We start from the raw sequence: 12,127 nt of genomic DNA on the forward strand, positions 1-12,127 counted from the left end.
GGGGCCCGGTTCTGGCGCGGGCGGGTGGCTCCCGGCCGCCCGCACCGAACCCGGGCTCCTACGAGGTCTCCGCCACGGCGGCCTCGACCACCGCTTCCGTCGCCGGCGTCTCCTCCGCGTCCGCCGGTGTCGTGCGCGGCGGGAGCAGGGCCAGGACCGCCTGGCGGTGCGCGTCGTTCGTCGCGTCGTCGTACGGGTCCGGGGTCGCCGGGACCTGGAGGCGGTGGACCGGGCCGCTGCCGAGGCGGGCGTAGCCGCGGCCCGGGGGGACCTGGGCGATCGGCGTGGTGTGCGGGGGAGCGCCCAGGACCGCCTCCAACTGGGCGGCGCTGGCGGGGCCGAGGACGACACGCGCGCGTGTGTGCTGCCGTACGGCGTCGCTGAGGGTGTCCGCGCTGTCGAACTGGTCGGCCACCACGACCGTCACACTGGCCGCGCGGCCGTGCCGGAGGGGGATCTGGAGCAGGGACTGCGGGTCCTCGTAGCCGTCGGCCGTGGCCACGTGGGCGAAGGCGCTCGGGCGGTCCAGGATAATCCACAGCGGGCGCCTGGTGTCGTCCGGTGCCGGATGGCCCGACTGGCGGGCGCGGTTGGCCGTGATCAGCCGGCGTTCGGTCTCCTGGGCGGCCCACTCCAGGCTGGCCAGGGCGCCGGTCAGCCCGCATTCGACCGCCAGGACGCCGTCCCGGCCGGTGAGGCACGCGTACTCGCCGGTGCCGCCGCCCTCGACGATCAGGACGTCGCCGTACTGCAGGGCCTGCAGGGCGATGGAGCGCAGCAGGGTGGAGGTGCCGCTGCCGGGCTGGCCCATGACCAGCAGGTTCGGCTCGGTGGAGCGGATGCCGGTGCGCCAGACGACCGGCGGGACGTCGCGCTGTTCCTCACCGTGGGTGAGGGGGAGCGTGCGGTGGACCTGGGTCGGATCGGTGAAGCCGAGGACGGTCTCGCCGGGGGCGGTGACGAAACGCTGGGCGGCGATGTCGGTGGGGAGCGGGGCGAGGACGCCGATCGTGAGCTGGTTGCCCTCCTCGTCCCACGCGAAGTGGTACTCCCGGCCGCGGCCGGACTTCGCGGTGAGCAACTGCTCGATCCGCGCGCGGGAGTCGGCCTCGCCGTCGGTGAAGTACGCCGGATAGCGGACGACCAGATGGGAGATCCGGCCCGCGCCGTCGAACTCGTGGGAGGGGAAGGCCTTCTCCCAGTCGCCGCCGTGGGCGAACAGGGGCGCCGGGTCCTCGGCGGTCGAGAAGTAGGGCACCAGCGCCTCGTAGAGGGACCGCAGTCGCTGTGTCTGGGACTCGTCGGGCCCTTCGGGCGCCGGCGGGGTGCGATCGCGGCCGTGCCATGCCGCCGCCGCCATCAGGGTGATGGCGGCGAGCAGCGGGCCGTACGGGACCAGGGCCACGACCAGGATCACCGCGGCCACCAGGAAGAGCAGCGGCCCGCGCTTGTCCTTGGGGGTCTCGGCCCATCTGCGCCGGCCGGCGGATGCCAGCCGGCGCAGACCCTTGGTGATCGTGATCACTGGATGGAGGACATCGGTGGCGCTGTCGGCCGCCGTCCGGGCCAGCTCCCGGCTCCGGGCGATCTGGGCGGTGCCGTTGCTCAGGATGCGGGGGAGGGGGCGCCGGGCCACTGCTGTCTCCTGAAGGTCCGTACGGGTGATTGCGTCAGAACTTGATTCCGCCGAGGAGGCTCGCCAGGCTCTCGCCGCCGGCCTTGATGCTCGGCGCGATGGCCGTGCTGGCCATGTAGAAGCCGAAGAGTGCGGCCACCAGGGCGTGGGAGGCCTTGAGTCCGTCCTTCTTGAAGAAGAGGAAGACGATGATGCCGAGAAGGACGACGCCTGACATGGACAGGATCATTTGAGCTCTCCTGGTTCGTGGGGACAGTCACCATGAGTTGTTCCAGGATCACAGGATGTATCCATACGATAAAAGGTGCAAGTGGGTGAATTTCGGCGAATTTCCCTCGGATGGCGGAGCGCTTTCGGGCCGTCTGAGCAGGGGTTTCACCTGTGCCGGGCCCGGTGGTGATCTTTGCCTCGGAGGGGGCCGGTCATGTGTCTGTGGAGCCAGTACGCTGGCGATTCACCCGTACTAGTGAGAGGCGGTCAGGCCGATGAGTGAAGCCCCCGACCCCGAGGTCGTGGAGTTCGCGACCAAGATCTTCGATCTGGCCCGCCAGGGCGGGACCGAGGCGCTGGTCGCGTACGTGGACGCGGGAGTCCCGGCCAACCTCACCAATGACCGCGGTGACTCCCTTGTGATGCTCGCCGCGTACCACGGGCACGCCGACGCCGTACGGGCCCTGCTGGCGCGCGGCGCCGAGGCCGACCGGATCAACGACCGGGGCCAGACCCCGCTCGCCGGAGCCGTCTTCAAGGGCGAGCAAGAGGTGATCGAGGTCCTCCTGGAGGCCGGCGCCGATCCGGCCGCGGGCACCCCGTCGGCGGTCGACACGGCCCGGATGTTCGCCAAGGGCGAGCTGCTGGAGCTGTTCGGCGCGCACTGACGCTCGGCCCGTCGGCAGCTGAGGCGGGCCTTCTGACCAGGTACGACAAGGAAAACGGGGGAAAACGGGGGAAGGCAGCACGGCGCCGCCCGAAATTTCGGTCGCGGCATCGAGAACTGCCGGGTCATCATGACGTCGTGATTTACGGACGCGATGGCTGGGCAGGTGTTGCCGCACCGCGCGGGCCGTAGTCGCGGCCCGCATGGGCCACCAACGAGAGGCAGAGGAAAATGGTCTACAGCAAGCAGGAAACGGCGGGCGCCCCGACGTGTTGTCACGCGGCCAGGTAGTGCACGTCCCCCGGTTGCGTCGACGCTTGATGTGAGGCTGTTTCCCATGTTCGATCCGGTCATAGCGCCCAGCGGTACGCTGCTCGGCCTGCTTCAGCGGGGCCGCGGCGACGGCACACTGCACGCGCTCACCGCACCCCGTGCCGAGGCACTCGCGGCACTGAACCACTGTGTGCTGCGCGACCCCCGCCACGACTGGCAGGTGGAGAACCGCTCCCTGTACTACGCCCGTCTGTACCTCGATCTGGGCGGCGGCCTGGACGCCGTGGAGGCGCACCTCTTCGACGCCGAGGACGTCCTCGACACCGAGGAGTCACGCACGGGCCTCGCGCTCGCCGTCCTCGGGCACCTCGCCTCCTACGGCAGGCGGGACGCGCTCACCCTGCTGCGCAGGTACGCGGCCTCCGGCAGCAACTGGGCCTGGGCGCTGGACGAGCTGGCGCTCAGGGACGACGACGCGGGCCTGCGCGCCCTCGCCGCTCCCGTGCTGGCGCGTTTCCCGGCCGACCCCGAGGGCGAGGCCGAGCTGGCCACCGCCGTGCGCGACGCCTTCGAACCCCGGCCGTGGCGGCTGTGGGCCGACGACCCGCGCGAATCGATCGGCACGCGCGTGCGTGCCGCTCAGGAGGCCGGCTGCTTCGACCTCTGGCAACGCCAGATGCGACCTACCGGGCCCCGTCCGGGGTGGAGCGTGCAAGCGGTGTTCGAGTGGGCCCAACAAGGCCTCGAACGCGGAGCCGCGCTGCACGTCCCGGCCGCCCGCTGCCTCACCGCCGTCGCGGGCCCCGAGGACCGGCCCGAGATCATCGAGGCCGCCAAGGACGGCGGCGAGGGCGCCCGCTGCACCGCCCTGCGCTATCTCGCCGACAGCAACGACCCCGAAGCCCTCCCCCTCATCGAACGCGCGGTGGCCACCGGCCCGGCACCCGTCGTGGAAGCCGCCGTGGACGCCTTCGAGCGGATGCGGTCCGTCGCCGCCGTCGACCGGGCCCGCGGCTGGGCCCGCCGCCCCGACCCGCTCGGCGCCGCCGCAGGACGCATGCTCGCCTGCCGGGGCGGAGCCCAGGACAGCGACCTCGTCCTCGGCGCCCTCAGGGAGGCCGTCATGGGCGAAGGACCCGACGCCCCCACGCTGTGGACCCTCGTCGACGGCGCCGGTCGCCTCGGCATCGCCTGCGCCGCCCCCGTCCTGCGCCATGTGTACCGGGAGACGGCCTCGTCCCATCTGCGCGGCCGGGCCGCCCGCGCCCTGGCCGCCACCGACCCCTCCTATCCCACCGGCTTCGCCGTCGAGTGCCTCTGGGACTGCGAGGAGACCACCCGCGAGATCGCCGCCCGGCACGCCGAGACCGCCGACGCCCGCGTCGTGGAGCAGCTCCGCAGGCTCGCCGCCGACCCGGCCGAGGAAGCGGAAGTCCAGACAGCCGTACGGAGCCGGATCGGGCCCGACGCCCCCGCAGTGTGAACGTGGGATGACCCGCGGGTCGGACGCGCATGGACGCTGTCTGACCTGCTCGGGTGTGCAGTGCAACGCTCATGGGACGTTCATCGTTCGCATAGATCGACGTTGACGCGGGCACGTCCAGCGCGGCGAGAACACGGGTATGCGTGTCGTCATCGTGACCGAATCCTTTCCCCCCGATGTGAACGGCGTGGCCCACTGCGCGCTCCAGACCGCCCGGCACCTCGTGGATCGCGGTCATCATCCGCTCGTCGTCGCGCCGGCCACCTCGGCCGGCCCCGGGCCCGACGCCGAGTCGCCGTGCCCCGTCATCCGTGTCCCCTCCCTACCGCTCCCCGGCTACCCCCAGGTCCGCGTCGCCCTCCCCAGCCGACGCGTCGCCGCGGCCATCACCGAGCACCGTGCCGACATCGTGCACCTGGCCAGCCCCTTCATCCTCGGCGTCCGCGGCATGGCCGCCGCCGCGCGGCTCGGCATCCCCGCCGTCGCCGTCTACCAGACCGACCTCGCCGGATACGCCCGTACGTACGTCGGTGCGGGCGAGGCCACCGCCTGGCGGCGCATCCGCTCCGTCCACGCCGCCGCCGACCGCACCCTCGCGCCCTCCAGCGCGGCTCTGGGCGACCTGGAGGCGCACGGCGTGCCCCGGGTCAGGCTCTGGCCGCGCGGCGTCGACACCGAGCGTTTCCGCCCCGAGTACCGGGACGAGGCGCTGCGCCGCGAACTCGCCCCGAACGGCGAACTGCTCGTCGGCTATGTCGGCCGGCTCGCCCCGGAGAAGCAGATCGAACTTCTCGCCGGAACCTGCGGAATCGAGGGCGTCCGTGTCGTGGTCGTCGGCGACGGACCCAGCCGGCCGCACCTCGACGAGGCGCTGCCGGGCGCGGTCTTCCTCGGCCGGCGTACCGGAGACGAGCTCGCCCGTATCTTCGCCTCGTTGGACATATTCGTGCACACCGGACCTTTTGAGACCTTCTGTCAGACCGTCCAGGAAGCCATGGCCAGCGGCGTCCCCGTCGTCGCGCCCGCCGCCGGCGGCCCGCTCGACCTGGTCGCCCACGGCCGCACCGGGTTCCTCTTCCCGCCGCGTGACGAGGCCGCCGTGACGGCCGCCGTGCGGACCCTGGCCGCCGATCCCGCACTGCGGGCCGAGTACGGCACGGCCGCGCGGGCCATGGTCGACGGCCGCACCTGGGCGGCCGTCGGTGACCAACTGATCGCGCACTACGGCGATGTCCTCGCCGCGCGCAGGCTGGTGGTGGCGGCATGAACACCGCCTCGCTGCGGATCGTGCGGCTCGCCAACTTCGTGGCCCCCTCCTCCGGGGGGCTGCGCACCGCCCTGCGCGAGCTGGGCAAGGGCTTCAAGGAGGCCGGGCACGATCCGGTCCTCATCGTGCCCGGCGAACGCCACACCGACCGTGAGACCGAGCAGGGCCGGGTCATCACCCTGCCCGGGCCGCTGCTGCCCGGCACCGGCGGCTACCGCGTCCTCGCCGACAAGCGGCGCGTCGCCAACCTCCTGGAGCACCTCGCCCCGGACCGCCTGGAGGTCTCCGACCGTACGACCCTGCGCTGGACCGGCAAATGGGCCAGGCGGGCGCGTGTCCCCGCCGTGATGGTGTCCCACGAGACGGCCGACGGCGTCCTGCGCACCTGGGGCCTGTCGGAGAACATGTCCCGGCGCACCGCCGACGCCCTCAACGTCCGTACGGCGCACACCTACGCGCGCGTGGTGTGCACCACCGAGTTCGCCGAGCGGGAGTTCGTCCGCATCGGCGCCCGCAATGTCGTACGGGCACCGCTGGGCGTCGACCTGGTGGGGCGTCGTCCGGCGCTGCGGGACCCGGTGCTGCGCGCGGAGTACGCGCGCGTGGACGAGGTTCTCCTGGTGACCTGCACCAGGCTCTCCGTGGAGAAGAAGCCCGGCACGGCGCTCGACGCCCTGGAGGCGCTGCTACGGCGCGGGCGGCGGGCGGTCCTCGTGGTCGCGGGGGACGGGCCGCTGCGGGCCCGGCTCGAACAGCGGGCGCGGGAGCGGGGGTTGCCGGTCACCTTCCTCGGACACGTCTCCGACCGGCGGCTGCTCGGCGCGCTCCAGGCCTCCGCCGACGTGTGCCTGGCACCGGGGCCCGCCGAGACCTTCGGGCTCGCCGCGCTGGAGGCCATGGCCTGCGGCACGCCCGTGGTGGCCAGCGCGTCGTCCGCACTGCCCGAGGTCATCGGCTCCGCCGGAGCCACGGCCGCGGACAACGGCAGGGCCTTCGCGGACGCCGTGGAACAGCTGCTCAAACGTTCAGAGGTGGAGCGGCGGGAGATCGCACGCGCGCGTGCCGAGTGCTTCGGGTGGAACACGGCGGTCGACGCGTTCCTCGCCGCGCACGACGCGGATGTTCCCGTACGGCGGTTCGTGCCCGGAGGCGTGGCATGAGAACGGTCCGTTTCGTCGCCCTCGGTGACTCGCTCACCGAGGGCGTGGGCGATCCCGTCGGCGAGGCGTGGCGCGGTTGGGCCGCGCTGCTCGCCGGCGGGCTGGCCGAACAGCCCGAGGAATCCGTGGAGTTCACGAACCTGGCGGTCAGCGGGGCGCAGACGCGGGACGTGCTGGAACGGCAGACTCCGGCCGGGCTCGCCCTGAACCCGGACGTCGTGTCCGTCGTCATAGGCGTCAACGACACCCTGCGCTGCACCTTCGACATCCAGGCACTGGCCGCCCGTCTCGACGAGGTCTACGCCGCCTTCACGGCGCAGGGCGCGGTCCTGCTCACGGCGTGCCTGCCCGACCCGGGCGCGATGCTCGGCCTCCCGGGCGCGCTGGCCCGTCCGCTGGCCCGGCGGCAACGCGCCGTCAACACCGTGGTGCACGCCCTTTCCGAGCGGTACGGGGCCGTGCATCTGCACGCGGCGGAGGGCGAGTGGATCATGGGCCGCGAGATCTGGAGCGCGGACCGGCTGCACCCCAGCGAGCGGGGGCACCGCCAACTGGCGCTGCGTTTCCACGCGTTGCTCACCGAGGAGGGCATGGCCTCGGGGGCCGCGCCGTCGCCCGAGCCCGAGTTCCCGGCGCCCACCAGGTCGGCCAGCCTGCTGTGGCTGGCGACCGCGGGCACCGGCTGGGTGGCCCGCCGCTGTACCGACCTGCTGCCGCAGCTCCTGAGGCTGGCCGCCGACGAGATGCGGCACCGCGCGCGGGGCACGAGCGCGCGCCTCGATCTGAGCGCGTCCCACGCCGTGTCGATGGCGCTGGCCTCCCTGTCGGTGCAGCAGGAGCAGCCGGACGCCGCATAGGGCGTCAGGGGCCTCAGCGGCGCCGTACGGCCACGAAACGGACCGGGGTGCCGGGCACCGCCTGCGCGGTCGCCGGGAGGTCCGAGGGGCGGACGACGGCGATCACCGGATAGCCGCCGGTGGTCGGATGGTCGGCCAGGAACACCACCGGGTGGCCGTCCGGGGGGACCTGGACGGCACCGAGGACCATGCCCTCGCTGGGGAGTTCACCGATAAGGGCCCGTTCCAGGGCGGGCCCCTCGGTACGCAGCCCGATGCGGTTGCTCGCCGAGGACACCCGGTACGCGCGTGACGTGAACGTGCGTACCGCCTCCGGGGTGAACCAGTCGTCGCGGGGCCCCAGGGTCACCCGCAGGACGAGTTCGGTCGGGGGAGCCGGCTGCGGAGCGACGTCCACGCACGCGTGGCGGGTCATCGGGGAACCCAGCGGCAGTATGGCGCCGTTCGTGAGCGGCGCCGGGCCGAGCCCGGACATCAGGTCCGTGGAACGGCTGCCCAGCACCGGCTCGACGCCGACCCCACCGGCGAAGGCGACGTAGGCGCGTACTCCGGAGACGGCCGTTCCGATGTCCAGGAGCGCCCCTGCGGGCACGTGCACGGGCGCTCCCCAGGCGACCGGCCGTCCGTCCACCGAGACCGGGCAGGGGGCGCCCCCGACGGCCACGAGGATCGTTGAACGAGGCCGTACGGAACAGCCGTTGAGGGTCGTCTCCAGGACGGCGGCTTCGGGTGGATTGCCGACCAGCCGGTTGACGAGGGCCGCCGCGGGCCCGTCGAGCGCCCCGGAACGCGGCACCCCCAGGTGCGCGTGTCCGGGCCGTCCCAGGTCCTGCACCGTCGTCAGCGCCCCGGCCCGTACGACGGCGACCGCACGGTCCGTCATACGTCCGCCACCGGGACGAAGCGCACGCGCGTGCCCGGCGACAGCAGCGCGGCCGGCTCGCGTGCGGTGTCCCACAGGACCGCGTCCGTCGTGCCGATCAGCTGCCAGCCGCCGGGCGAGGCACGCGGGTACACGCCGGTGTACGGGCCCGCCAGGCCCACGGCACCGGCGTGGACGGCCGTGCGCGGGGTGGCCCGGCGGGGGACGTCGTAGCGCGCCGGGAGGCCGGTGAGGTAGCCGAAGCCGGGGGCGAATCCACAGAAGGCGACGCGGAATTCGGTGGCCGCGTGGATGCGGGCCACCTCCCGCTCGGGGACGTCCCAGAGCGCGGCGACGTCGGCGAGGTCCGGGCCGTCGTAGCGCACCGGGAGTTCGATCACCTCACCCGCGCGTGGGGGAGCGGGGGGTACGTCGGAGGTCGTGAGTTCGGAGGCCAGGCGGGCCGGGTCGTCGAGGCCGTCGAGGAGGACCGTGCGGGCGGCGGGGACGATCTCGCGGACGGTGAGCAGGCCCTCCGCGCGGCGGCGCAGCAGCTCCGCGTGGACGGCCTGGGCCTCCTCCCCGGAGGCGACCTCGACGAGCAGCGCACTGTCGCCGACGGGCAACGCCCTCATACGAAGGCCTCCACCCGGACACCCGACTCCAGGAGCCGCGCGCGGACCCTGCGGGCCAGGTCGACCGCGCCGGGCGTGTCCCCGTGCAGGCACAGGGAGCGGGCCCGTACCTCGATGCGGGCCCCGGAGAGCGCGTCGACCGTCCCGTCGCGGGCCAGGCTCAGCGAGCGCTCCACGACGGCCTCGGGGTCGGTGACCACCGCGCCGTCCCGGCCACGCGGCACGAGCGTGCCCTCGTCGGTGTAGGCGCGGTCCGCGAACGCCTCCGTGACGGCCGGTAGCCCGGCCTTCGCGGCCAGGTCGAGCACGGCCGAGCCGGGCAGCCCGAGCACGGGCAGCGAGGTGTCGGCCAGGAGCACGCCCTCGATCACCGCGGCGGCCTGCTCCCGGTCGTGCACGATCCGGTTGTAGAGCGCCCCGTGGGGCTTGACGTACGACACGCGCGTGCCCGCCGCGCGGGCGAACACCTCCAGGGCGCCGATCTGGTACGCCACTTCGGCCGCCAGTTCGGCGGACGGCACGTCCATCGCGCGCCGCCCGAACCCCGCCAGGTCCCGGTAGGACACCTGCGCGCCGACCCGTACCCCGCGCTCGGCCGCCAGCTCGCACACCCGCCGCATGGTGACCGGGTCCCCGGCGTGGAAGCCGCAGGCCACATTGGCGCTCGTGACGACGGACAACAGCTGTTCGTCGTCGGTGAGATGCCAGCGGCCGAAGCCCTCGCCGAGGTCGGCGTTCAGATCGATCATCATCTCTCCTGGTCGGGCGACGGGTCAGGCGACGCGGTACTGCTCGTCGCGGGCGTCGGTGACGAACATCTGGCCCGGCGCGTGCGTGATCGCGAACGGCGGGCGGGACGCCATCACCGCGGCCTGCGGGGTCACTCCGCAGGCCCAGAACACCGGGATGTCGTCCGGCGCGGCGTCCACCGGATCACCGAAGTCCGGCCGGCCGAGGTCCTCGATGCCGAGTCCCGAAGGATCGCCGCAGTGTACGGGGCTGCCGTGCACCGCCGGGAGCAGCGCGGTCTCCCGGATCGCCGTCGCCAGGTGCTCCGGCGGCACCGGGCGCATCGACACCACCATCGGGCCGTGCAGCCGTCCCGCCGGGCGGCACGGGCGCCCGGTCACGTACATCGGGACGTTGCGGCCCTGCTCGATGTGCCGGATCGGGACGCCCGCCCCGCTCAGCGACCACTCGAAGGTGAAGCTGCAGCCGATCAGGAACGACACCAGGTCGTCGCGCCAGTACGCCCGCACGTCCGTCGGCTCGTCCGCCAACTCGCCGTCCCGCCACACCCGGTAGCGCGGCAGATCGGTGCGCAGGTCCGCGCCGTCCGCGAGAACCGTCTCCCAGGAGCCCGCGTCCGTGACGTCGAGCACCGGACAGGGCTTCGGGTTGCGCTGGCAGAACAGCAGCATGTCGTAGGCCCAGTCGGCGGGCACGGAGATCAGGTTGACCTGGGTGTGGCCCGCCGCGACCCCGGCCGTGGGGCCCGTCAGCCCGGCCCGGAAGCGGGCCCGGGCGGAACGCGGGCTCCACGCGTGCGCGTGCTCGTCGACGAGGGTCAGGGGGCGGTCCTCCGTGCGGTTCACGCCAGTTCCTTTCCACGCGTCTCCGGCAGTCCGAGGAGCGCCAGTGCCGCGATGCCGTAACCGATGGCCCCGAAGACGAGCGCTCCGCCCACACCCCAACTGTCGGCCAGGAAGCCCACCAGGGTCGGGAAGACGGCGCCCACCGCGCGGCCGGTGTTGTACGTGAAGCCCTGCCCCGTGCCGCGCACCGCCGTCGGATACAGCTCGCTCAGATACGAGCCGAAGCCGCTGAAGATCGCCGACATGCAGAACCCGAGCGGGAAACCGAGCACCAGGAGAAGGGTGTTGGAGCCGATGGGGATGTGCGTGTACGCCAGGACGCAGATCGCCGAGAGCAGCGCGAAGAGCCAGATGTTGCGCTTGCGGCCCAGCACGTCGGTGAGGTAACCGCCGGTCAGATAGCCCAGGAACGCCCCGGAGATCAGGAAGGTCAGATAGGCGCCGGTGCCCACGACCGACAGGCCGCGCTCCGTCTTGAGGTACGTCGGAACCCAGGTGGCGAGGGTGTAGTAGCCGCCCTGGACGCCGGTGGAGAGCAGACCCGCGAAGACCGTCGTGCGCAGCAGGCCCGGGGACTCGGCCGTGCCCGGTTTGAAGATCGCCGCGAACGAGCCCTTCTGGGGGTTCTGCTCGCGGGCGGCCGTCGCCTCCGGGGCGTCGTGCACCCGGCGCCGCACCCAGAGCACCAGCAGCGCGGGCAGCGCGCCGGTCCAGAACATCACCCGCCAGGCGAGGTCGTCGCCGAGGAACGAGAAGACCAGCGTGTAGACGACCGCGGCCAGCGCCCAGCCCACCGCCCAGGAACTCTGGACCGCGCCGAGCGTACGGCCGCGGTGCTTGGCGCTCGCGTACTCGGCGACCAGGATCGCGCCGACCGCCCATTCGCCGCCGAAACCGAGGCCCTGGAGGGCGCGGAACACCAGCAGGGTCTCGTAGTTGGGCGCGAAGCCGCAGGCCACCGTGAAGACGGCGTAGGTGATCACCGTGATCATCAGGGCCTTGACACGGCCGACCCGGTCGGCGAAAACACCCGCCACGGCGCCGCCGACCGCCGAGACGACCAGCGTGACCGTGGTGAACAGGCCGGTCTGGCCGCTGTCCAGGCCGAAGTACGCGGCCAGCGCGACCATGCTCAGCGGCAGCGTGAAGTAGTCGTAGGAGTCCAGGGCGTAGCCGCCGAACGCGCCGGCGAAGGCACGGCGGCCGTTCGGACCGAGCGCCCGCAGCCAGGCCAACGCACCGTCGTCGACGGTCAGTTCATCCCCGTCGGGATGTGTTCCGGTGTTCAGGGCCTGAGGTGGAGGGGTCGTGCTCATGGGCACCTCGCAGAAGGAGGACGGAGGGTGCTGGGAGTGAGCAGGGCTGTGCGGAAGCCGTCGGCGCCGGGGTGAGCGGTGGCGCTTGTCGAGAAAGGTAGAGGATCGTTGAACGATCCTTCAATACCCATGTTGTTTCGTTCTTGTATCTGCGGTTGAATTCCGG

At 72.9% G+C, this 12,127-nt stretch carries 12 protein-coding genes; 5 read left to right on the forward strand and 7 right to left on the reverse strand.

The genetic code is table 11. The annotated features are described in order from the left end of the window. Positions 1 to 58: 58 nt before the first annotated feature. Positions 59 to 1,636 carry a hypothetical protein gene (locus tag OG226_RS40015; protein ID WP_328684600.1) on the reverse strand — a complete coding sequence of 526 codons (1,578 nt, stop codon included), beginning with the start codon at positions 1,634 to 1,636 and terminating at the stop codon, positions 59 to 61. A gap of 34 nt (positions 1,637 to 1,670) precedes the next feature. Next, the gene (locus tag OG226_RS40020; protein WP_019059657.1) at positions 1,671 to 1,865 is read right to left on the reverse strand and encodes a hypothetical protein; all 195 of its coding nucleotides are present in this window, start codon (positions 1,863 to 1,865) and stop codon (positions 1,671 to 1,673) included. Positions 1,866 to 2,121: 256 nt separating this feature from the next. Here OG226_RS40020 and OG226_RS40025 point away from each other — a divergent pair, with 256 nt between their 5' ends. The 5 genes from OG226_RS40025 (at position 2,122) to OG226_RS40045 (ending at position 7,553) form a co-directional block, all read left to right on the forward strand. Beyond that, a complete protein-coding gene (locus OG226_RS40025) occupies positions 2,122 to 2,514 on the forward strand; it encodes an ankyrin repeat domain-containing protein (protein ID WP_327405506.1) in 393 nt (130 codons plus the stop codon). 336 nt (positions 2,515 to 2,850) lie between these two features. Beyond that, positions 2,851 to 4,269 carry a HEAT repeat domain-containing protein gene (locus OG226_RS40030; RefSeq protein WP_328684601.1) on the forward strand — a complete coding sequence of 473 codons (1,419 nt, stop codon included), beginning with the start codon at positions 2,851 to 2,853 and terminating at the stop codon, positions 4,267 to 4,269. A gap of 139 nt (positions 4,270 to 4,408) precedes the next feature. Then, positions 4,409 to 5,536: a glycosyltransferase family 4 protein gene (locus OG226_RS40035; protein WP_329351681.1), complete on the forward strand. Its 1,128-nt coding sequence runs from the start codon at positions 4,409 to 4,411 to the stop codon at positions 5,534 to 5,536. Beyond that, the gene (locus OG226_RS40040; RefSeq protein WP_329351682.1) at positions 5,533 to 6,696 is read left to right on the forward strand and encodes a glycosyltransferase; all 1,164 of its coding nucleotides are present in this window, start codon (positions 5,533 to 5,535) and stop codon (positions 6,694 to 6,696) included. Before OG226_RS40035 ends, OG226_RS40040 begins: the two co-directional genes overlap by 4 nt. Further along, positions 6,693 to 7,553 carry an SGNH/GDSL hydrolase family protein gene (locus tag OG226_RS40045; protein WP_329351684.1) on the forward strand — a complete coding sequence of 287 codons (861 nt, stop codon included), beginning with the start codon at positions 6,693 to 6,695 and terminating at the stop codon, positions 7,551 to 7,553. The genes OG226_RS40040 and OG226_RS40045 overlap by 4 nt, the downstream gene beginning before the upstream one ends. Positions 7,554 to 7,566: 13 nt before the next feature. On the opposite strand, the gene OG226_RS40050 is transcribed toward OG226_RS40045, so the two are convergent. Genes OG226_RS40050 through OG226_RS40070 form a run of 5 tightly spaced genes read right to left on the reverse strand, consistent with a single transcriptional unit; the run spans position 7,567 to position 11,961 of the window. Then, a complete protein-coding gene (locus tag OG226_RS40050) occupies positions 7,567 to 8,436 on the reverse strand; it encodes a biotin-dependent carboxyltransferase family protein (RefSeq protein ID WP_329351685.1) in 870 nt (289 codons plus the stop codon). Next, complete coding sequence (locus OG226_RS40055) at positions 8,433 to 9,050, reverse strand: 5-oxoprolinase subunit B family protein (protein ID WP_328684606.1); 618 nt, start codon at positions 9,048 to 9,050, stop codon at positions 8,433 to 8,435. Before OG226_RS40055 ends, OG226_RS40050 begins: the two co-directional genes overlap by 4 nt. Further along, positions 9,047 to 9,799 carry a LamB/YcsF family protein gene (locus OG226_RS40060; RefSeq protein ID WP_329353650.1) on the reverse strand — a complete coding sequence of 251 codons (753 nt, stop codon included), beginning with the start codon at positions 9,797 to 9,799 and terminating at the stop codon, positions 9,047 to 9,049. Before OG226_RS40060 ends, OG226_RS40055 begins: the two co-directional genes overlap by 4 nt. 24 nt (positions 9,800 to 9,823) lie before the next feature. After that, on the reverse strand, positions 9,824 to 10,645 hold the full coding sequence (locus OG226_RS40065; protein WP_328684608.1) for a putative hydro-lyase: 822 nt from the start codon (positions 10,643 to 10,645) through the stop codon (positions 9,824 to 9,826). Continuing rightward, entirely contained in the window at positions 10,642 to 11,961 is a 1,320-nt protein-coding gene (locus OG226_RS40070) for an MFS transporter (protein WP_328684609.1), read from the reverse strand. The genes OG226_RS40065 and OG226_RS40070 overlap by 4 nt, the downstream gene beginning before the upstream one ends. Between the last annotated feature and the right edge of the window lie 166 nt (positions 11,962 to 12,127).

The organism is Streptomyces sp. NBC_01261, from assembly GCF_036226385.1.
Lineage (GTDB): Bacteria > Actinomycetota > Actinomycetes > Streptomycetales > Streptomycetaceae > Streptomyces.